This is a genomic window from Actinophytocola sediminis (genome assembly GCF_054779715.1).
This window is the reverse complement of the sequence record NZ_BAAGXS010000009.1, coordinates 25,059-43,312: the sequence shown is the minus strand read 5'-3', so window position 1 is coordinate 43,312 and position 18,254 is coordinate 25,059. Positions and strand designations below refer to the sequence as shown.

Sequence of the window (18,254 nt, the reverse complement as noted above, 5' to 3'; positions counted from 1 at the left end):
CGAGCCTGCGCGCGTGCTGTACATCATCGCCTGTGCCACGCCGGCCGCCCGTGATGTGGGCAGGCTGGTCGACCTGGCGCAGGCCGACGGCTGGACCGTCTGCGTGGTCGCCACCCCGATGGCCATGCGTTTCGTCGATCGAACAGCGTTGGCGGCGCAGACCGGCCACCCGGTTCGGAGCGACTACAAGCAGCCGGGCACACCCGATGTCCTGCCGCCGGCCACGGCGATCATCGTCGGCGGGGCGAGCTTCAACACGATCAACAAGTGGGCGGCTGGGATCGCCGACACGCTGGCGCTCGGGCTCCTGACCGAGGGGATCGGTCTGGGGCTTCCCTTGGTGGCCTTACCGTTCCTGAACAACGCCCAGGCCGCGCATCCGGCGTTCGGTCGCAGCGTCGAGGTGCTGCGGAGCGCTGGCGTACGGATCCTGTTGGGCCACGAAGGTTATACGCCGCACACGCCACACCAAGGCTCGAAGCACTTGCCGGAATATCCGTGGCAGCTGGCACTACAAGCGTTGACGAGACTCATGGAGAGGTAGATACACGTGCACGCCGAACGAGGGCGCATCTTCCGCGAAGCGTGGATCGCTGGGGTCAACACGTACTTCCCTGGCGAACCCAAGCCCGGCTACGTCACCCCCTGGGACGACACGCCGGAGTGGGAACGCGCCGCCGCCACCGAGGTCTATGACCAGGTGCGCGCGTTCATCACGGCCACCGACGGTGCTACCGCCAAGTTGACCCGTGAGCAAAAAGGACGGTTCGTGGCGACCTGCTGGAAACACCAGGATCCCCGCTCGGCACAGACCGAGCGGGGATCCCGACTGTTCCAATCAGACGGTGAAGATCGCGGCGATGTACCCGACGACGGCCACGATCGCGCCGTAGGTACGCACCTGGTGCGCGAGGTGCCAGATGTGCCGCTTCTTCGCCCACTGCTCGTCGTCGACCGTGTCGACGCTCCACTTCTCGATCTGCCGCCAGATCGGCCGGTTCACGCCCTCGGACGCCAACCCGACGATCAGCATGCCGACCGAGCCGATGACGAACAGCGCCGCCGACGCGCCGGACGTCGTGGCGAACGCCGCGATCACGCCGACCCCGGCCGCGATGACGCCGTTCCACACCGCGATCGGGTGAAACACGTGCATGTCGATGCGCTGGCTGGTGCTGACGTACTGGCTGTACGGCAAACCGTTGAGCAGCGGCAGGATCGACAACTTCATGATCCAGAGAGTGCCGAGCTGAATGCCGGACGCGGCCAGCACCCAGACACTCATGATGGTGAGTGCGGTGGTCATGTCATCTCCTGTTTCAGCCGGCGCGCCGGAGGGTCGTGTTGGCCGTCTCTTCGCGGATCTCGAACTTGATCGACTTCGCCTCGGCCATGCAGGCCCGCATCGGGCCCGCCAGCTCGCGGTGCCCGGGGCTGCGCTCCCAGGCGACGAAGTGCTCCAGTGACTCCCACTCGCTGGTGATCAGCCACTGCTCCGGGTCGGCAGGCGACTGGCAGACCTGGTCGAGCACGTGCCCCGGCACCCCGCCGGCGACCTCGTAGCGGATCCGTTCGTAGGCGGCCAGGAAACGCTCGGTGTCCGCCGCCAACACCCGGATCAGGAACACGATCCGCGCGCGTGCCGCTTTCCTACTCATGAACCCTCCTCGTACCGGCCGACGACGAGTGAGGTGTTGTACCCGTCGTAGCCTCGTGCGTTCACCAGCGCCAGGGACGTGCGCCGCGCGGTCGGCTCGGTCACGAAGTTCAGCTCGCAACCCGGCGCGGGCTCGCTCAGCGTCGACGTGGCCGGCAGCAGGTCATACCGCATGGCCTGCAACGCGGTGGCCACGTCGACCGCCGCACCACCCTGGTACATCCGGCCGAGCTGGCCCTTCTGTGTGGTGACCGGCACCTGGTCGCCGAACACCGACCGGATCGCCGCCGCCTCGACCCGGTCGCACTCCGGCACGCCGACCGCGTCCGGGAACACGACGTCCACATCGGACGGTGCGCGGTCCGCGCGGTCCAACGCGATCCGCATCGCCCGCGACACCTGGCCGACATCGCCGCCGTCACCGGGGCGGGACGCGCGACCGTCGTGCGTCGCGGCCCAGCCGAGGATCTCGCCGTAGATGTCCGCGTCCCGTTCCCGCGCGTGGTCGAGGTCCTCGACCAGCAGCACCGCACCGCCCTCGCCGACCACGTAGCCGGCCGCGCCGGGCGCGAACGGCTGGTAGGCGGTCGCCGGGTCGGTACTGGTCGACAGCCGCCGGGTGGACAGCTGACAGGTCAACGCGTAGGGCGACAGCGGCCCCTCGGTCCCGCCGGCGAGCACGACCTTGGTGCCCCGCCGGATGGTCCGCGCGGCCTGGGCGAAACTGTCCAGCCCGCCGGCGCTCTCCGCGACCAGCACGCTGCACTGGCCCTTGAGCTGGTGCAGGATCGAGATCTGCCCGACGCTGGCCGCGTAGAACCACGCGATCGACTGGTACACGCTCACCGCGCCGTCGGGCTCGCACCACAGCGCCTGCAGCTCGCCCTGGCCGAACTCGTTGCCGCCGGACGAGGACGCCAGCGCGACCGCGGTCTCGTACGGGTCCATTGTGGACAGGTCGACGCCGGAGTCGGTCAACGCCTCCTGGGCGGCGGCGAAGCCGTGCCAGGTCCACCGGTCGGTGGCGACCTTCAGCCGGGGCGAGACGAACTCGTCCGGGTCGAAGTCGGGGACCTCGCCGGCGAGCCGCACCGGATAGCTGGACGCGTCGAACCGGGTGATCGGCCCGAGCCGCGACTCACTGTCCATAATGGACTTCCAGTGCGCCCCCGCTCCGATCCCGGACGGTGCGACCACTCCAATGCCCGTGATCACCGCACGAGCCGTCATGACGCCTCCTTCAAGCGACTGAACACCATCGCCGACTGGAACCCGCCGAACCCGCTACCCACCGACAGCGCGACGTCGACCGGGTGCTCGCGTGCGGTGTTCGGCGTGTAGTCCAGGTCGCACTCCGGGTCCCGGTTGGCCCAGTTCGCGGTCGGCGCGACCGTGTTCCGGTCGATGGTCAGCGCGCAGGCGGCCATCTCGATCGCCCCGATCGCGCCGAGCGAGTGGCCGATCATCGACTTGATCGAGCTGACCGGGGTGCGGTAGGCGTGGTCGCGCAGCACGTTCTTGAACGCCGCGGTCTCGTGCCGGTCGTTCTGCTTGGTGCCGGAACCGTGCGCGCAGATGTAGTCCACATCGGTCGGATTGGTCCGGCCCTGGTCAAGCGACACCCGGATCGCCTCGGCCATCTCCAGCCCGTCCGGGCGCAGCCCGGTCATGTGGAACCCGTTGGAGCGGCTGGCATAGCCGGTGACCTCGCAGTAGATGTTCGCTCCCCGCGCGAGCGCGTGGCCGAGCTCCTCGAGGATCAACACCGCGCCACCCTCACCCATCACGAAACCCTTGCGGGTCGCGTCGAAGGGCCGGGAGGCGTGCTCCGGGTCGTCGTTCTCCGGCGTGGTTGCCTTGATCGCGTCGAACGAGGACACCGTGACCGGCGAGATCGGACTGTCCGACGCGCCGGCGATGATCACGTCCGCCTCGCCGTCCTGCACCAGGTGCAACGCGTAGCCGATCGCGTCGATGCCCGAGGTGCAGCCGGTGGAGATCACCTGCGTCGGGCCGTGGGTGCCGTAGCGGTGTGCGATGTCGGCCGCCAGCGAGCTGGGAACCAGTGCCTGGTAAAGGAACGGGCCCGCGTAGGTGTGGTCGACCAGCCACTCCTTGCCGGTGTTGGACACCGCGACGTACTCGTCCTCCAGTGCCATCGTGCCGCCGACCGCCGAGCCCATCACCACGCCGGTGTTGTCCAGCGTGCGCTCGTCGAGCTCAAGGCCGGAGTCCGCGAGCGCCTCGGCGGCACACGCGAGTCCGAACTGGACATACCGGTCCGCCCGGCGGATCTCCTGCGCCGACAGGCCGGCCGCGATCGGGTCGAAGTCCGCCTCGGCGGCGACCTTGGACCGGAACTTGGTGGCGTCGAAGAAGGTGATCCGTCTGGTGGCGGTGCGCCCGGAGGTCAGCGTCGACCAGAACGCCTCCCGGTTGACGCCACCGGGAGCGACCACACCAACTCCCGTGACGACAACGCGCCTGTGTTTACTGGTCGCTCCCGCGACTGCGCTAAGACGCCGTCTTCCCTCCTCACGTGCTCGGCGCTGGCGCGCCTGCGCGCGCTCGTCAGTCCAGACGGCGTCCGCTCCGTCGCTCCCGCTCCTGTGTTTGTGTTTCCCGCTCATGCGGCTTTCTTCTCCCTCGACGCCAGGATCTTCGCGGCGATCTCGGCGGCTTCCTCGCGGGTCTCGGTGTCCACGTGCCCGAGCTCTGGCCGGGGCGCGAGCGGGCCGAGGTGGAAGACCGCGAAGACCTCGCCACCGCCGACGTTGCGCAGCCGGTGACGGGTCTCCTTGGGCACCATGATCGCCGTGCCGGCCGGCACGGAGACGGCCTCGCCGTCGATGTCGGCCTCGAGCTCACCCCGGATGCAGAAGACGAACTCCTCGCTGTAGGGGTGGTAGTGCTCGGCGATGGCCTCACCGGGGGCGAGCGTCGCGCCGCCCATGAAGCCCGAGGTGGAGCCGACCGTGCGCGGGGAGAGCAGCGTCTGGATCGTGCCGCCCCGCCGGTGGTCCTGCGGGCAGTCGTGCAGCGACACCGTCCGCTGGTCGGTCGCCCGCCGCGAGTGGTAGATCTTCTCGATCTTGTCCTTGATGACCTGCTGCTGCACCTTGGAGTTCTTGTTGATGTTGTTGACCATCCACTCGTCGTCCACCGGAGCGGTGTCCTTCATGTGGAAGTCCTGCACCCAGCGCAGGATGACGCCGCCCTCGACCTCCTCGTAGAACCACTCGAGGATCATGAACTCGAACGGGCCGGTCTCGATGCGGTGGGACCTGGTGCGCTTCTCGTCGAGGAACTTCGTGCGCTCGCTGACCCAGCTCCACACCTGGCCGTTGTCGTCCGGGTACATGGTGAGCCGGAAGGTGATCGTGTCACCGTCCTGGCTGACCACCTCGGTGCCGGCGTACTCGGTGAACAGGTCCGGCCAGTTCGGCACGTCGTTGGTGATGTCCCAGACGAGCTGGAACGGTGCTTCGATACGGATCTGGTTGTCGGTGTGCCCAGCCATGTCGATATTCCCCTTTACGCTGCCTGCTCGTTGGCGTTGTTGATGAACTCGACGATCTCGCCGACGTTGAGGCTGCCGCTCTCGTCGGGAATCTCGACCCCGTACTGCTTGGTGATCACAATCTGCAACTCGAGGACCGCCAGCGAGTCGAGGCCGAGGTCCTCCAGCGTGTTCGCCGGAGCGTCGGCCAGCGTCTGTGGCGCCAGGCCAACCTTCTTGACCAGGATCGACTCGACGTCGTCGAACGACACGTTCGCCATTGCGTTGGCTCCTTATTTCTCGTAGTTGTAGAAGCAATGAGCCTGGGCATCCTTCGGCGAACGCCAGGTCGACAGGTACGGGGAGATGAACTCGCTGAGCTTCTCGGAGATCCCGACGAACTCAGGGTGTCCCTTGATGCGGTTGATCGTCTCCTGGCCGGGCTCGGCCGTCTCCAACAGCTGGATGTAGACATCCCCGAGAGTCCACAGGGAACGGTGCTCGACCCCCGCGATCCTCGGCAGCTCCGTCGCGTCGGAGTCAGCCCAGATCTGCGCGACCTTGTCCTGTGAGTCGGGCATGATTCGAGCGACGATGAGTGATCGGTGCATGCCATTCTCCAACTTCGACAGCGCGGCTTCTTATCGAAAAGAATGCGTTGCGTGGGGTCCCAGATGCATGAGGCGACCGTCCCGGTGGGCTGGGCAAGTTACCCGGTTCCACCGATTTTCGAGTAGCCGTTGACCAGACGAACGATGCCGGCCCGAACAAATGTCGGGCCGGCATCACCGCGCGGGTGAGGGAGCGAAGGGTCCCTTCACTGCGGTGGGCGCAGCGAAGGGACCCTTCGCTGCGTTTGTCAGCGGCAGTCGAGGACCAGTTTGCCGGTTACGCCGCGCTCGGCGCGGGCCAGCGCCTCGGGGGCCTCGGTCAGCGGGAGGGTGCTGATCTCGCGGGGGGCGATCTTGTCGGCGGCGAGCAGGTTGAGCACCTCGGCCAGGTCCTCCCGGTAGGCCTGCGGCTGCGACTTCTCCAGCGACCAGGCGTTGTAGAAACCGGTCCGGCGGCCGTCCGGGCGCAGCTTCGGCAGCACCAGTCCACCGAGGAACCCGACCGCGCCGATGGCCATCTTCGGCTTGCCGTCCCGCAGCACGTCGTTCTGCCCGTAGGCGACCAGCCGGCCGCCGCGCCGCAGCACGCTGTAGGACCGCCAGAAGTGCGGGCCGCCGACCGCGTCGAACGCGGCGTCCACGGTGCCGTTCCGGTGGTAGGCCGTGGTGGCGTTGATCGAGCCGTCGTCGTCGATCGTGCCGCGCACGATGTTGGCGAAGTCCTGGTTGCGGTAGTCGATGGCGATCGCGCCGTGCCGGCGCAGCAGCGACAGGTTCGCCGCGGACGCCGTGCCGAACACGGTCACCCCGCCGATGTGCTCGGCGAGCTGCAGGAACGCCAGGCCGACACCGCCGGACGCGCCGTGCACCAGGATCCGCTGCCCGGAGGTGACCTGCGCCACCCGGTGCAGCATCTGGTGGGCGATGAAGTAGTTGAGCGACACGGCCGCGACCTTGATCGGGTCGACGCCGTCGGCCACCGGCACCAGCCGCGCGGCCGGCAGGTTGATGGCCGAGGCGTAGCCGCCGGACACCACCAGCGCCGCGACCCGCTGGCCGACCTCGAGCCCGGTCACGCCAGCGCCGACCGACTCGACCACGCCGACCAGGTCACAGCCGGGGGTGTACGGCGGCTTCGGTCCACCGGGGACCACGCCGCGTTGGAAGAGCACGTCGCCATAGGAGACACCGGCCGCCTCGACCCGGACCCGCGCGTGACCGGCGGGCGGCGCCTCGAGGTCCCTCTGGCGGACTTCGAGACAGTCGGTCTGCTGCCGGTTGACGGCGTACACCTGGGTCGTCTGCATCTGCGCCTCCGTCAACGGAATACAAGTATTTCAACTGAACAATTTATACGGATCCCCACCCAGATGGTCCGGGAACTTGTCACCAACAGGTGGGACAGCAGTCGGGTTGCTTAGGGATATGCCCATGCGACTGTGGACTGGACTGTGTATTCGGCTGTTCAGCGCGCGGAGGTCGCAGATGTCCGAAGAGAACATCGAACTGGTCCGTTTCGCGACCGAAGAAGGGCTAAACAAGGGTAACCTCGGATTCATCAACGACGTTTTCGCGGACGACTACGAGGTGCACACCGCCGGCCTCGAGCTGCCGAAGGGGCCGATCGCGTTCAAGATGGCCACCGAGTTCTGGAAGCGGGCCTTCCCGGACTTCACCTGTGGCATCCAGGACATGTTCGCCGCCGGCGAGCTGGTCGGCCTGCGGTTCCGCACCACCGGCACGCACACCGGGCCGCTGATGTGGATGCCGCCGACCGGCCGCACGTTCGTCGTCGAGGGCGTCGACCTGCACCGGGTGCGCAACGGGAAGGTCATCGAGTCCTGGATCAGCGACGACTTCCCGAGGATCCTGTTCGAGCTGGGGATCGTCGAGGAGCCCAAGCCGCCGGTCGGTGCGGCACCGCCGGTCGGCGTGGCGATCCCGGAAGCGAAAGCAAGCTGATGGCGGCCAAGATCGCGTTCGTCGGCCTCGGCGCGATGGGTGGGGGCATGGTCTCCCGCCTGCTCGCGTCCGGGGCGAACGTCACGGTCTACAACCGCACCCGTTCGCGGGGCGAGGCCCTGGCCGAGGAGGGCGCGGTGCTGGCCACCACGCCCGCCGCTGCCGCGCAGGGCGCCGACGTGGTGTTCCTCTCCCTGGCCACCAGCGAGGTCGTCGAGCAGTTGCTGTTCGGCGAGCACGGGGTGGTCGAGGGGCTGCCCGAGGGCGCGATCGTGGCCGACCTGTCGACCGTGGCCCCGGACTTCGCGGTGAGCCAGCAGGCTCGCCTGGCCGCGACCGGGCACCGCGGCCTGGACGCGTGTGTCCTCGGCAACGCCCAGCACGCCAAGGACGGTGAGCTGCGCTTCATGATCGGCGGCACCCGCGAGGACGTCGAGGCGCTGGAGCCGGTGATCGAGCCGCTGGCCAAGGAGGTCGTGCACCTCGGGCAGGGCGGCATGGGCGCGACCGCCAAGCTGGCGCTGAACCTGCTGATGGGGGTTCAGATGCAGGCGTTGGTCGAGGCCATCGCCTTCGGCGAGCGGGCGGGCCTGGACCGCAGGGCGCTGATCAAGCTGATCGCCGCCGGCGGGTACAGCAGCCCGATGATGAAGTTCAAGGCGGGCGTCATTGCGAGACGTGCGTTCGAGAAGCCGGACTTCCGGCTCAAGCTGATGCGCAAGGACCTCGGGCTGGTGCTGGCCGAGACCCAGCGCCTCGGGGTGCCCATGCCCACGACCGCCACCAGCTACGACTGGCTGACTGCGGCGCAGAACCGAGGGCTCGGCGACCACGACGTGGCCGCGCTGATGGCGTTCATGGAGTCGGTGTCCGGGCTGGCGGACTACGCGTGGCCGGAGGAGGCCGCGTAGCCCGTTGGAAAAAAATCGGCCGCCCTCGTATCCAGCGAGGGCGGCCGTGCTCTTTACACGTGGGGGGCAACGAAGACCGCCTCCACTTTGGGGAGAGTGGGAGCGGTCTCCGGCCTGAGGGGGGAGGAGGGCCGCCTTCGTCTGGGGAGTGACGAAGGCGGCCTTTCGTCTGCCCGGCCCCGGCCGCGATGCCCTGAATGAGGCATTGGCGACGTTCACCGTCCTGAATGGGGCATTCAGGGCAGTCGCGCTGAGTCAGCTCGCCTCGTCGTTGACCAGTGAGGCGAGCCGCTTGGCGTAGCTCGCCTCGTCGGGCGAGGTGTCGTAGCTCTGTTCGGAGTGGTCGTCGGGAAGGACGTAGATCATGGCAGCGCAGTCGGTGTCGGTGGACCCGTCGATGGTGAAGGAGGACACCGGGCGGCCGGTGCGGGCCTCGTAGATCTCCACCTGATAGCGGCCCTGGTAGACGGTCATCGTGTAGCCACCCTCGTAGGGACACGAGACGAGTGAGTCCGGCGTGGCCTTGCCGATCTGGCGAACGCAGCCGACGAGCTGCACGGTGTCGGCCAGCGGCCAGCCCTTGGCGTCGGTGACGGCACCGTCGCTGTATTCGGGATAGGAGTGGTCGCTGTAGACGGCGATGGGATGCGGCCCGCGACCCTCGTACGCCGCGGCCCGGCCGAAGTCGCGCTCCCCGGCGCACACCTGGCCGAAGTTGGTGATGTCATCGGGGCGCTCCCCGAGAACCAGGTCGAGCACGACCGGCACCGCCGCGAACCACACCACGGCCGCGGTCGCGATGGCCGCGGTGGCTGTGCGCGCTAGCCGGCCCGGGGTCCAGCGCCCGACCCGGCCGGACCGCGCCACCGCCTGGATCAGATCGCCTCGGCCCGACACCCCGGTCAGCCCGAGCGTGTGCCGCTGCCCGCCGTCCTCCCAGGTGAGTTGGGGCACACGCTCGGACCAGTCGACCCGCAGGTCGTCCCAGCGCACGGCCGCCGACGGGGTGTCCGAACCGGGTGACCACACCAGCAGGCCGTGCTCGGCGATCACGAACCAGCGCCGCCGGTCCGGGTCCGGAGTCGGACCCCAGAACCAGGTCGCGGCCGTCACCCCGACCAGCCCTGCCAACCCGAGAACCGGCAACCGCCACAGCGGCGACTCGTTGAGCACGAACGCGAACACCGCGATCGCCGCGGCAAAGATGGCCAGCACCGTGACGCTGACGAGGACGCCAAGAAGACCCGAGTCGCGCATGTGCCGGTGCACCCGCACGACCCGTCCGAAGCCGGCTTCCAACGCGTACCCGGCGACCGCGCGCCGCGTTCGGCTCATGTCTCACGCTCCCTGACATGCCGACACGATCACCACGCGATCATAGGATGGGGAAACCGGGACCGGTCCCCAGTGATGCGGCTCAGCCCGCCAGATAGCCGCCGGTCGCGTCGAGGTCGTGGCCGACCACGGCGCTGGAGTCGGCCGAGGCGAGGAACATGACGATGGTCGCCATCTCCTCGGCCGCGACGATCCGCTTGATCGGGTAGTCCTGCGCGATCTGCTCGTAGGTCATGCCGAACGCCTCGGCGGCGCGGCGCAACATCGGGGTGTCCACCGCGCCCGGCGCGAACGCGTTCACCCGGACGTTGTCCGCCGCGTACTCGAGCCCGGCGACCTTCGTGAGCGACGCCACGGCGTGCTTGCTGGCGTTGTACGGCGCGATCGTCAGGAACCCGACCTCGGCCGACATCGACGCGGTGTTCACGATCACGCCGCCGCCCTGCGCGAGCATCCTGGGAATCTCGTACTTCATGCCGAGGAAGACGCCGCCGACATTGGTGCGCCACACGGCTTCCAGGTCGGCGAGCGTCTGCTCGTGCAGGCGGACAGCGCGCGGCGACTCGATACCGGCGTTGTTGACGGCGATGTCCAGCCGGCCGTACCTGCGCACGGCCGCGTCGACCAGGTCGCGGACCTCGTTCTCGTCGCGGACGTCCGCGCGCCGGTAGGTCGCCTCGCCGCCCGCCGCGCGGATGCTCGCCGCGACCTGGTTGCCGAGCCGCTCGCGGCGACCGCAGAAGAACACCTTCGCGCCCGCCGAGGCGAACGCGCGCGCGGTGGCCTCACCGATGCCCGAGGTGGCCCCGGTGATCAGCACGACCTTGCCGGCGAACCGGCCCCGGCGCTCGGCTGGTTCGGCGGCCGCGGTCGCCGCGGTGGTGACGGTCGCTGCCGCGCCGAGCGCGCCGGCCGTGAGCACCGTACGGCGGGATGGCTTGTTCATCGGGGTCTCCTTAGTCGAATCGGCCGGGCAGGGGAGCCAGTGGGAACTGGCGCCAGAAGTACGAGTCCGCCGCGTGCTGGTCTCCCGCGAAGTTGATCGCCTCGACGATCTTTCGGCCGCGGATGCGGAACGCCAGCACCCAGGTGAGGTCCAGCCCCTCGGGCGTGGTGCTCCAGCCTCGGTGCAGGTCGATCACCCAGTCGCCGTCGGCGGCCAGCGCGAACAGCTCGGCGCGGAACCCGGCGCGACCGAGCTGCGTGAAGAACGCCAGCACCTCCTCGACACCGACCTTCGTGCCGGCGAGCGGGTGGTGGCCGGGGATCGTCCAGCGGATGTCGGGCGCGAAAAACCGGCGCAGCGCGGTCAGGTCGCCCGCGCCGTAGGCCACGTAGTACTGGCGGATGAGCGCGATGTTGGGGTGCTCCCGGCCTTCGGCCTGTGCGGTGCCGGCGCTCAACGAGGTGGCCAGCACCCCGGCCGCGCCCAGTCCCGCGCCCCGCAGCAGGGTGCCCCGACTCACCGTTCTTCTTGTCATACGAGCCAGGCAACCAGCGGACCTCACAGCGGTCCAATACCAGCGGCCATACCTTCAAGGCATAGCTGGGAGGTCCGGCATGGATGTCGACAGCAGGGTGCTGCGGTACTTCATCGCGGTGGCCGAGCATCGGAGTTTCACGCAGGCCGCGCAGGCGGTGTTCGTGGCGCAGCCCTCGCTGAGCCGGCAGATAAAACAACTGGAGACCCGATTCGGCGCGAAGTTGTTCACCCGCTCCAGCACGGAGGTCCGGCTCACGGCCGCCGGCGAGGTGCTGCTCGAGGCGGCGCGCCGCCAGCTGGCCGACTGGCAGGACACCGTGCGACAGGTGCGGGCCACGGCGGCCGAGGCCGGGCAGGTGCTGCGAGTCGGGTTCGTGGCCACCGGCGGTGGTGCGCTCGCCCGACGGGCGCGCGCGGTGCTGGCCACACGTAATCCACATGCGACTGTCGCACCGAAACGGTTCGACTGGGGTGGCGAGGCACTCGCGTTGCGGGAAGGGCTGGTTGATGTCGCGTTCGTCTGGCTGCCAGCGGACACCGAGGGACAGCACACGGAGACGGTCGGCACCGAGGCCCGGTTCGCCGGCATGGCGCGCTCACATCCGTTGGCCCAGCAGGAGAAGGTGAGCATCATCGACCTGAACGCCGCGCCGCTGGCGTGGACCAGGGTGGCGCCGGCCGCCTGGGTCGACTGGTGGGCGGTCAACCCACGGCCGGACGGTTCGACACCCGTCTGGGGTCCGGTGAACGACAACGTCGAGGAGATGCTCGACCAGGTGGCCGCCACCGACGCCGTATGCATTGCCCCGGAGTCGATGGGCACCTTCTACGACCACCCCGACCTGACCTGGCGACCGATCACCGACGTCGAACCGTTGCGGATCGCGCTCGCCTGGCCGCAGGGCACCAGCAACCCACTGGTGTCCCAGTTCGTCCGGATCGTCCGGGAGTTGGTGTCTTGCCCGAGCTGAAGCGGCTGCATGCTGGTGATGCCCCGGCGGTCTTGGCCTTCGAGCCGTCGCGGATGAGCATGCCGGCGGACATGCTCATGTGTGGCAATCGCCGGAGGTATTCGTCGTAGGGCAACAAGTCGTCACTTTTCGTCGGGAAGCTGACGGGCGGCACATGTTCGCCGTCCACCAGTCCGTGGAGACAGCTCGGCGACGGTTCAGTCGCGTTACGCCGCTGGCGCTTGTCTGGGAACCGAGTTGTCGATGCTGCCTGTGTATCGCGGGCGAGGAATCCTGCGACGAGGACGGCGCGTGCGCGAACCACCGTCCTTTGTGAACTCCTCGTGGTCAGGCGAGCGGGACGCGGTCGTTTCGTTGGCGGGCCGCGCTGTCGAGCAGGTCGGCGACGGTCCGGCGAGTTGGGCCGGTGTCGGCCGGGCCGGTGTCGCCGCGGAAGCGGCGCAGCAGGTCCATCCGCACCCGCGCGGCCTCGCCCTGCACCACCCGCGCCAGCAGCCGGTCCTTCTCGGCAACCGGCAGCAGGGCCACCCAGGCGGCGACGTCGTCGGCGATCTCGGTCAACGGCGGCGAGGCCTGCGCCGCGACCGCGAGTAGGTCGCCGTCCAGGCGTAGGAAGTCGGCCAGCGCCCGCTGCGGCGCGGTGAGCGTGCCGAGCCCAGCCGGCACCGGTGGCTCGACATCGTCGTCGGCGTCGCGGGCGAAGATGTCCTCGTCGCGTTCCCACGCGCCGTAGGCGGCCAGCCAGGCCAGGTAGAGCGGCCGGAGATCGCCGGCGGCGAGCTCGGCCCGGACCCCGACGATCGCCGACAGCACCGCCTCGCCGTCGTAGTCGAACTCGGACTCACCGGAGTCGTCCTCGCTGGTGAGTTCGAGCACGACGAACTCGTTGGCGACCCAGGCGTTCAGCTGGTCGTCGACGCAGTAGTCCGCGACGACATCCGGGTCGAGCAGGTCGCTTGGCAGGCGGAACATCACCCGGTGAGTGCCCCAGTTGGCGAAGTACAGGTGCGCGTCGTAGTAACGCGCCATCAGCTGGCTCGGGTCGCCGTGGAAGTCGCCCCACTGGTACTCGTTCACGAAGCTGGTGGCGGTGATCCTCGCCCGCGTGGACAGCGACCGGATCTCGGCCTGCTCGGCATCGTCCAGCGGCCGGTCGATCGCCAGGAACTCGTAGTACTGATACTCACTCAACGCATGTCCAGTTCTGCTCGGAAACTTGGCTGGGGGCCTCGAGCCACGGGGCGTCAGAGTAGCGATGGCGCGCGGTCGACCGGTAGATACCTCGCCGACCTGATCCGGAGGTCGTCACTCTCAGGACCAGTGCGGAGATCCGAGGAGGGTGGTTCTCTCGATCGGCGGCAGGCCGTCATCGAGGCCGCGTAGGCGGGTGTAGATGGTGCGCATCGTGGGCCTGTCGGGGATGTGCTGCCCGCCTGCCGCGCGCGCCAGAATTGTCAGCGTGTTCACCAGCCTGATCGCCCCAACGGCGCGACCGCTGGCATGAAGTCGTTGTAGCCGGTTGATTTCAGCGGTGGCAGTTCGCGCTCCTGCGCCATCGTCGATGAGAACGGTAACGGTTTCACCTGCTTCGGCAGCGACGACTGCGTGTGCGATGACCATGGTCTCGCCGAGGTCCTTCGGACATTTCAGTCGTTGTTCCATGGATTGCCGGGTGATCCGATGGACTACAGCGGCGAGTTCGGGTGTCTGGTCATCGGAGAGCACCTGCATCCAGGTGGGTGTCAATTTTCGCCAGACCACAGCGGCAGCGCGGAAGCGTTCGTCTTGTCGGGACTTGCGAAACACCTCGGTTTGCACGGTCTCCGGGGCACTGAGCTGCCCCATAATGCCAATAAGGAGACGCTCCTTGTTGATGGAGAGGAAATTTAGGCCCGGTCCGGCGTCGATGATCGGCCGGTGACTCATTCCGCCTCGTTTTCCTCCGCTGTGTGGTGGCCACCATTGTCCGGCGAGCCGAGGGTCTCGTCCAAGGCCGTCAGGTCCACATGCACGTCAGGCAGTTCGGCGGGGTCAGTCCACGTGATCGTGTCCTGGGCGGGCGTAATGCCTGCCTTGCGTAGGTCCGCCTCGGCGTCCGCCAGTGGGATGCCGCGCAAGGTGGCGATTGCCTGCGCGGACAGTACATTCTCTTCGTAAGCCTTGATTGCGCGGGCGAGTAGCCGTTGTGGTGCCCTCTGCTGAGAGGAGTCTGCCTGCAATGCGCGGTACTGGTCGATCCATCCGAACCGGACAGCCAATTTTGGCGCGGTCAGTGTCATCAATTCGAATTTGGTCTTGTCGCTGATATATTTCGCTTGATTGAGCGCAATGGCCGCAATTTTTGGCGATATCAGAAATCGCTGAACTACCTCGGAGACGGTGGATTGGGTCACCAGTTTTCGCTCCCCGAGGAATTCACGCAGGCCTTCGGTCGGCGCGAGTAGGTGGCGCGCGAAGGCGTCGGCACGAATCTCTGGAAGAGTTCGGTCGCTGGGGCTGCTCGCGCCATCGCCTGTCCAGTCCTTGAACAGTACGTGGCCGAGTTCGTGGGCGAGTGTGCTGCGCTGTCGCATCGGGTTTCGTGTGCGCGCGACGCCTATGAAGACGGCGTCACGCGCAGGATCCCGTGTTGTCAGGCCGTGCTCATCCGGTCCGGCGTCGAGAATGGCCACGTCGATCACGGTCGTCTGTTCGATGACCGCTACCAGGTCACCCAATGGCTGTATGCCCAAGTGGTGCTCCTGGCGGAACCTGGCGGCGGCGGTACGGCCTTCGGTCTCGGCGTTCATCGGACCACCCGTATCAGATCGCGGCGGGGATGGCCTGGTCGTCCAGGTAGTCATTCAGTTCCACGAAATGCAGCAGTGCGGCCCGCATGTGATCCATGTCGGCGTCGTTGGTCGCTCGTGCCGCGTACTGCGTTCGGGTGGCTACCGACCCGGTCCCGGTGAGTTGGGCGACTGTATGTCCGGTTGCCCATGCGATCGCCACCACCTCCGGCATCTTCGCTGGCCTGTCTCCGGAGATGATCCGCGACAGGGTGGGCTGCGAGATGCCGGTCGCGTCCGCGAGGGCACGTTGGCTGAGGCCTGCGGCGACCCGGGCTCGTTCAATCAGCGCGCCGACGCCGATCGTCATCGTAACCACCCCTCGCCGGACTGAATCAATATCGTCCTGTGTGATTCAGTGTAGCTCGGTGCGGAGTGGAGTGCCAGCGGCAGGCAGTTCGAGGGCTCAACTACTCGTAGGCGATGGCTGCCAGGACGTTGACCTTCGCCGCTCGGGTGGAGGGGGCCAGGGCGGCTACCAGGCCGGCGACGACCGCCAGGCCGAGGAACAGGGCCAGTGAGGTCCACGGCACGGCCAGCTCCGCCAGTCCGGCCACCGACACGAACGCCGCGCCGGCCAGGCCGCCGAACGCCAGGCCGAGCAACCCGCCGAACACCGACATCACCAGGGACTCCGCCACCACCATGTGCACCATGTGCGAACGCCGCATGCCGATCGCGCGGAGCAGGCCCAACTCCCGCGTTCGCTCCAAAATGGACAGTGCCATGGTGTTGATGATCCCCAGGATCCCGATCACCACCGACAGCCCCAACAGCACGTACAGCATGATCTCGGCGATGTCGAACCTGCTCGACGCGTCGGCCGCCAGCTGGGTCTGGTCGGCGACGGTGACCTCCGGGTTCTTCGCCACCAGCGCCGTCACCTCGGCCTTCACCGCGGCGACGTCCGCGTCCGGGGACAGCTCGACATACCCGAGCGCCGGCAGCGCCGAGACGAACCGCTCGGTCGCCGCCTTCGTCGACAGCACCGGGCCGGTCAGCAGGAAGTTCGGCTCGTAGCTGCCGACGATCCGGTAGTCCTGCCAGCCACCCCGCTGGGTCGACAGCCGGACCGTTCCGCCGACGGCCAAACCCTGGGTGGCCAACGTGTCCGTGTCGAGCACGACCTCGTCCACGTCGTCGACCCGCAGCGTGCCGTCGACCGTCTTCAGGCCGAGCACGGATTCCAGCCGGGACAGGTCGCCGGCGTTGGCCGGGCTCTGGCCCGGCTCGCGGCCGTCGATCTCGACCGTGTCGACGTACTGGGCGGTCGCGGTCGCCACGCCCGGCAGGGTCGACGCCTTCTCGACCACGGACGGTTCGAACGTCGGCATGATCCGGCCGTCGGCCGCCGTTGGTGGGCCGCCGGAGCCGCCGCCGGCCCGGGCGCTCACGCCGTCGCCGGAGATCACCAGGTCGGCGGACAGGTCGGTGGCGACCAGGGAGGACACGTCGCGGCGGAGGGACTCGGCGACCACGCCCACGCCGCCCACCAGGCCGAGGGTCACTACCAGGGTGGCCACGGTGATCGCGGTTCGTCGGGGGTTGCGGGCGGCGTTGAGGCGGCCGAGGCGACCGGGGGTGGACCAGCTCAGCAGGCGGCCGACGGCCGGCAGCAGGACCTTGCTGGCCGCCGGGGTCAGTAGCGCCAAGCCGAGCAGGCCGAGCACGACGCCACCGGCGAGCGCGGCCCAGCGGAAGTCGCCGACCACATCGGTCACCGCCGCGACGATGCCGGCGACGCCGAGTACCGCGGGGATCGCGCCGGCGACGGTGATCCTGGTCAGGGAACGCTGTTCGGCCGCGGACGCGCGCATCGCGGCCACCGGGGGGATGCGGGAGGCCCGCAGTGCGGGCACGAGCGCGGCGATCAGCGTCACCAGGACACCGACGCCGAAGGCCAGCAACAGCTCCGGCACCGGCACGATCAGGCCGACCGGCAGCTGCGCCCCGCTCTGCGCCTCCATCACCGCCTTCAGCCCGGTCGACACCGCGATCCCGAGCCCGATGCCGACCGCCGACGCGGCCACCCCGACCAGCGCGGCCTCCACCAGCACCGAACCGACGATCTGCCGGCGCCGCGCGCCGAGTGCGGCGACCAGCGCCAGCTCCCCGGTGCGCTGCGCCACCAGGATCGAGAACGTGTTGAGGATCAGGAAGATCCCCACCAGCAACGACAACCCGGAGAACGCGAGCAGCACCATCCGCACGATGTCCAGGAACGCCCGCCCGTCGGCCGCGGTCTGTGCGGCCAGCTCGTCGCCGGTGCGCACCTGGTAGGCCTCGCCGAGCACGCCGGCCACCTCGTCGCGCAGCGCCTCGTCGGTCACGCCGTCGGCCGCGGTCAGCGTCACCGACGAGTACACATCGGACCCACCGAGGATCAGCCGCTGGGCAACCGGCTCGGTGAACGCCACCTCGGTGCTGCCGCCCATGGTGCCGAGACCGTTGCTGAAGCCGTAGATCCCGACGACCTTGAACGTCTGCCGAGGCTCCAGGGTCAGCACGTCGATCGTGCCGCCGACCTGGAAACCGCCCTGCTCGGCCAGACCGGCGTTGATCGCGACCTCGTCGTCGGCGCTCGGGCCCCGGCCGTCGCGCAGGCGCACCATGCCGGTCTCGCCCTGCCAGGCCACGCCGAGCCTCGGCGGGCCCTGGACGCTGATCACCTTGCCGTCCTGGCCGACCGGCCGCGCGCCGTCGGCGGCCACCTCGCCGGTGACCTCGGCCGCGCCGTCGACCGCGCGCAACCGCTCCACGACCGACGCCTCGACCGGCGGGGTGAACGTGGCCTCACCGCCGACGTTGGGCGCGGCCGAGACCGAGACGTCCACATCGGACGTCGTGGTCTGGAAGATCGAGTCGAAACCACTGCCGATGGTGGCGGTGGTGACCATCGCCGCGGACACGGCGGTCACGCCGAGCACGACCGCGAGACCGGCCAGCATCAACCGAAGCTTGCGGGCCAGCAGGCCTTTCAGGGTCGCCTTCAGCATG

The 18,254-nt window shown here is 68.6% G+C and carries 20 protein-coding genes and 1 pseudogene; 5 read left to right on the top strand and 16 right to left on the bottom strand.

Features of this window, described 5'->3' with window-relative positions; genetic code table 11:
* Nucleotides 1–13 precede the first annotated feature (13 nt).
* Together ACYVIP_RS05395 and ACYVIP_RS05390 are read left to right on the top strand one after the other, a co-directional pair.
* A complete protein-coding gene (locus ACYVIP_RS05395; protein ID WP_460392631.1) occupies nt 14–544 on the top strand; it encodes a flavoprotein in 531 nt (176 codons plus the stop codon).
* Between the two features lie 6 nt (nt 545–550).
* A pseudogene (locus ACYVIP_RS05390) lies at nt 551–784 on the top strand (hypothetical protein); the annotation flags it as partial.
* A gap of 54 nt (nt 785–838) precedes the next feature.
* Here ACYVIP_RS05390 and ACYVIP_RS05385 read toward each other — a convergent pair.
* From ACYVIP_RS05385 to ACYVIP_RS05350, 8 genes are all read right to left on the bottom strand, one after another.
* A complete protein-coding gene (locus tag ACYVIP_RS05385; RefSeq protein ID WP_460392629.1) occupies nt 839–1,306 on the bottom strand; it encodes a hypothetical protein in 468 nt (155 codons plus the stop codon).
* A gap of 13 nt (nt 1,307–1,319) precedes the next feature.
* Nucleotides 1,320–1,658 carry an antibiotic biosynthesis monooxygenase family protein gene (locus tag ACYVIP_RS05380; protein ID WP_460392627.1) on the bottom strand — a complete coding sequence of 113 codons (339 nt, stop codon included), beginning with the start codon at nt 1,656–1,658 and terminating at the stop codon, nt 1,320–1,322.
* Nucleotides 1,655–2,887, bottom strand: coding sequence for a beta-ketoacyl synthase N-terminal-like domain-containing protein (locus tag ACYVIP_RS05375; RefSeq protein WP_460392625.1), 1,233 nt, complete (start codon nt 2,885–2,887; stop codon nt 1,655–1,657). The genes ACYVIP_RS05380 and ACYVIP_RS05375 overlap by 4 nt, the downstream gene beginning before the upstream one ends.
* The gene (locus ACYVIP_RS05370; protein ID WP_460392623.1) at nt 2,884–4,287 is read right to left on the bottom strand and encodes a beta-ketoacyl-[acyl-carrier-protein] synthase family protein; all 1,404 of its coding nucleotides are present in this window, start codon (nt 4,285–4,287) and stop codon (nt 2,884–2,886) included. Before ACYVIP_RS05370 ends, ACYVIP_RS05375 begins: the two co-directional genes overlap by 4 nt.
* The gene (locus tag ACYVIP_RS05365; protein ID WP_460392621.1) at nt 4,284–5,177 is read right to left on the bottom strand and encodes a cupin domain-containing protein; all 894 of its coding nucleotides are present in this window, start codon (nt 5,175–5,177) and stop codon (nt 4,284–4,286) included. Before ACYVIP_RS05365 ends, ACYVIP_RS05370 begins: the two co-directional genes overlap by 4 nt.
* Nucleotides 5,178–5,191: 14 nt before the next feature.
* Nucleotides 5,192–5,437 carry a phosphopantetheine-binding protein gene (locus ACYVIP_RS05360; protein WP_460392619.1) on the bottom strand — a complete coding sequence of 82 codons (246 nt, stop codon included), beginning with the start codon at nt 5,435–5,437 and terminating at the stop codon, nt 5,192–5,194.
* A 12-nt stretch (nt 5,438–5,449) separates the two neighbouring features.
* Nucleotides 5,450–5,767 (bottom strand): TcmI family type II polyketide cyclase, encoded by a 318-nt coding sequence (locus ACYVIP_RS05355; protein ID WP_460392617.1) that lies wholly within the window; start codon nt 5,765–5,767, stop codon nt 5,450–5,452.
* 248 nt (nt 5,768–6,015) lie between these two features.
* Entirely contained in the window at nt 6,016–7,074 is a 1,059-nt protein-coding gene (locus ACYVIP_RS05350; protein WP_460392615.1) for a medium chain dehydrogenase/reductase family protein, read from the bottom strand.
* 178 nt (nt 7,075–7,252) lie between these two features.
* Between ACYVIP_RS05350 and ACYVIP_RS05345 the strand changes: the two genes are divergently transcribed.
* Nucleotides 7,253–7,729 (top strand): ester cyclase, encoded by a 477-nt coding sequence (locus ACYVIP_RS05345; protein ID WP_460392613.1) that lies wholly within the window; start codon nt 7,253–7,255, stop codon nt 7,727–7,729.
* Nucleotides 7,729–8,640 (top strand): NAD(P)-dependent oxidoreductase, encoded by a 912-nt coding sequence (locus ACYVIP_RS05340; RefSeq protein WP_460392611.1) that lies wholly within the window; start codon nt 7,729–7,731, stop codon nt 8,638–8,640. Before ACYVIP_RS05345 ends, ACYVIP_RS05340 begins: the two co-directional genes overlap by 1 nt.
* 255 nt (nt 8,641–8,895) lie before the next feature.
* On the opposite strand, the gene ACYVIP_RS05335 is transcribed toward ACYVIP_RS05340, so the two are convergent.
* The 3 genes from ACYVIP_RS05335 to ACYVIP_RS05325 all read right to left on the bottom strand — a co-directional run bounded on the left by ACYVIP_RS05335 (nt 8,896) and on the right by ACYVIP_RS05325 (nt 11,441).
* Nucleotides 8,896–9,975, bottom strand: coding sequence for a hypothetical protein (locus ACYVIP_RS05335; RefSeq protein ID WP_460392609.1), 1,080 nt, complete (start codon nt 9,973–9,975; stop codon nt 8,896–8,898).
* A gap of 82 nt (nt 9,976–10,057) precedes the next feature.
* Nucleotides 10,058–10,921, bottom strand: a complete 864-nt coding sequence (locus ACYVIP_RS05330) for an SDR family NAD(P)-dependent oxidoreductase (RefSeq protein ID WP_460392607.1) — start codon at nt 10,919–10,921, stop codon at nt 10,058–10,060.
* 10 nt (nt 10,922–10,931) lie between these two features.
* Nucleotides 10,932–11,441, bottom strand: a complete 510-nt coding sequence (locus ACYVIP_RS05325; RefSeq protein WP_460392605.1) for a nuclear transport factor 2 family protein — start codon at nt 11,439–11,441, stop codon at nt 10,932–10,934.
* 94 nt (nt 11,442–11,535) lie between these two features.
* On the opposite strand from ACYVIP_RS05325, the gene ACYVIP_RS05320 reads away from it, so the two are divergent.
* Nucleotides 11,536–12,429 (top strand): LysR family transcriptional regulator, encoded by an 894-nt coding sequence (locus tag ACYVIP_RS05320; RefSeq protein ID WP_460392603.1) that lies wholly within the window; start codon nt 11,536–11,538, stop codon nt 12,427–12,429.
* 327 nt (nt 12,430–12,756) lie between these two features.
* Here ACYVIP_RS05320 and ACYVIP_RS05315 read toward each other — a convergent pair whose 3' ends face one another.
* The 5 genes from ACYVIP_RS05315 to ACYVIP_RS05295 form a co-directional block, all read right to left on the bottom strand.
* Complete coding sequence (locus ACYVIP_RS05315) at nt 12,757–13,620, bottom strand: hypothetical protein (RefSeq protein ID WP_460392601.1); 864 nt, start codon at nt 13,618–13,620, stop codon at nt 12,757–12,759.
* A 120-nt stretch (nt 13,621–13,740) separates the two neighbouring features.
* Nucleotides 13,741–14,355: a PIN domain-containing protein gene (locus ACYVIP_RS05310; RefSeq protein WP_460392599.1), complete on the bottom strand. Its 615-nt coding sequence runs from the start codon at nt 14,353–14,355 to the stop codon at nt 13,741–13,743.
* On the bottom strand, nt 14,352–15,218 hold the full coding sequence (locus ACYVIP_RS05305) for an ImmA/IrrE family metallo-endopeptidase (RefSeq protein ID WP_460392597.1): 867 nt from the start codon (nt 15,216–15,218) through the stop codon (nt 14,352–14,354). The genes ACYVIP_RS05310 and ACYVIP_RS05305 overlap by 4 nt, the downstream gene beginning before the upstream one ends.
* Before the next feature lie 13 nt (nt 15,219–15,231).
* Entirely contained in the window at nt 15,232–15,567 is a 336-nt protein-coding gene (locus ACYVIP_RS05300) for a helix-turn-helix domain-containing protein (protein WP_460392595.1), read from the bottom strand.
* A gap of 100 nt (nt 15,568–15,667) precedes the next feature.
* The gene (locus ACYVIP_RS05295) at nt 15,668–18,253 is read right to left on the bottom strand and encodes an ABC transporter permease (RefSeq protein ID WP_460392593.1); all 2,586 of its coding nucleotides are present in this window, start codon (nt 18,251–18,253) and stop codon (nt 15,668–15,670) included.
* Between the last annotated feature and the right edge of the window lies 1 nt (nt 18,254).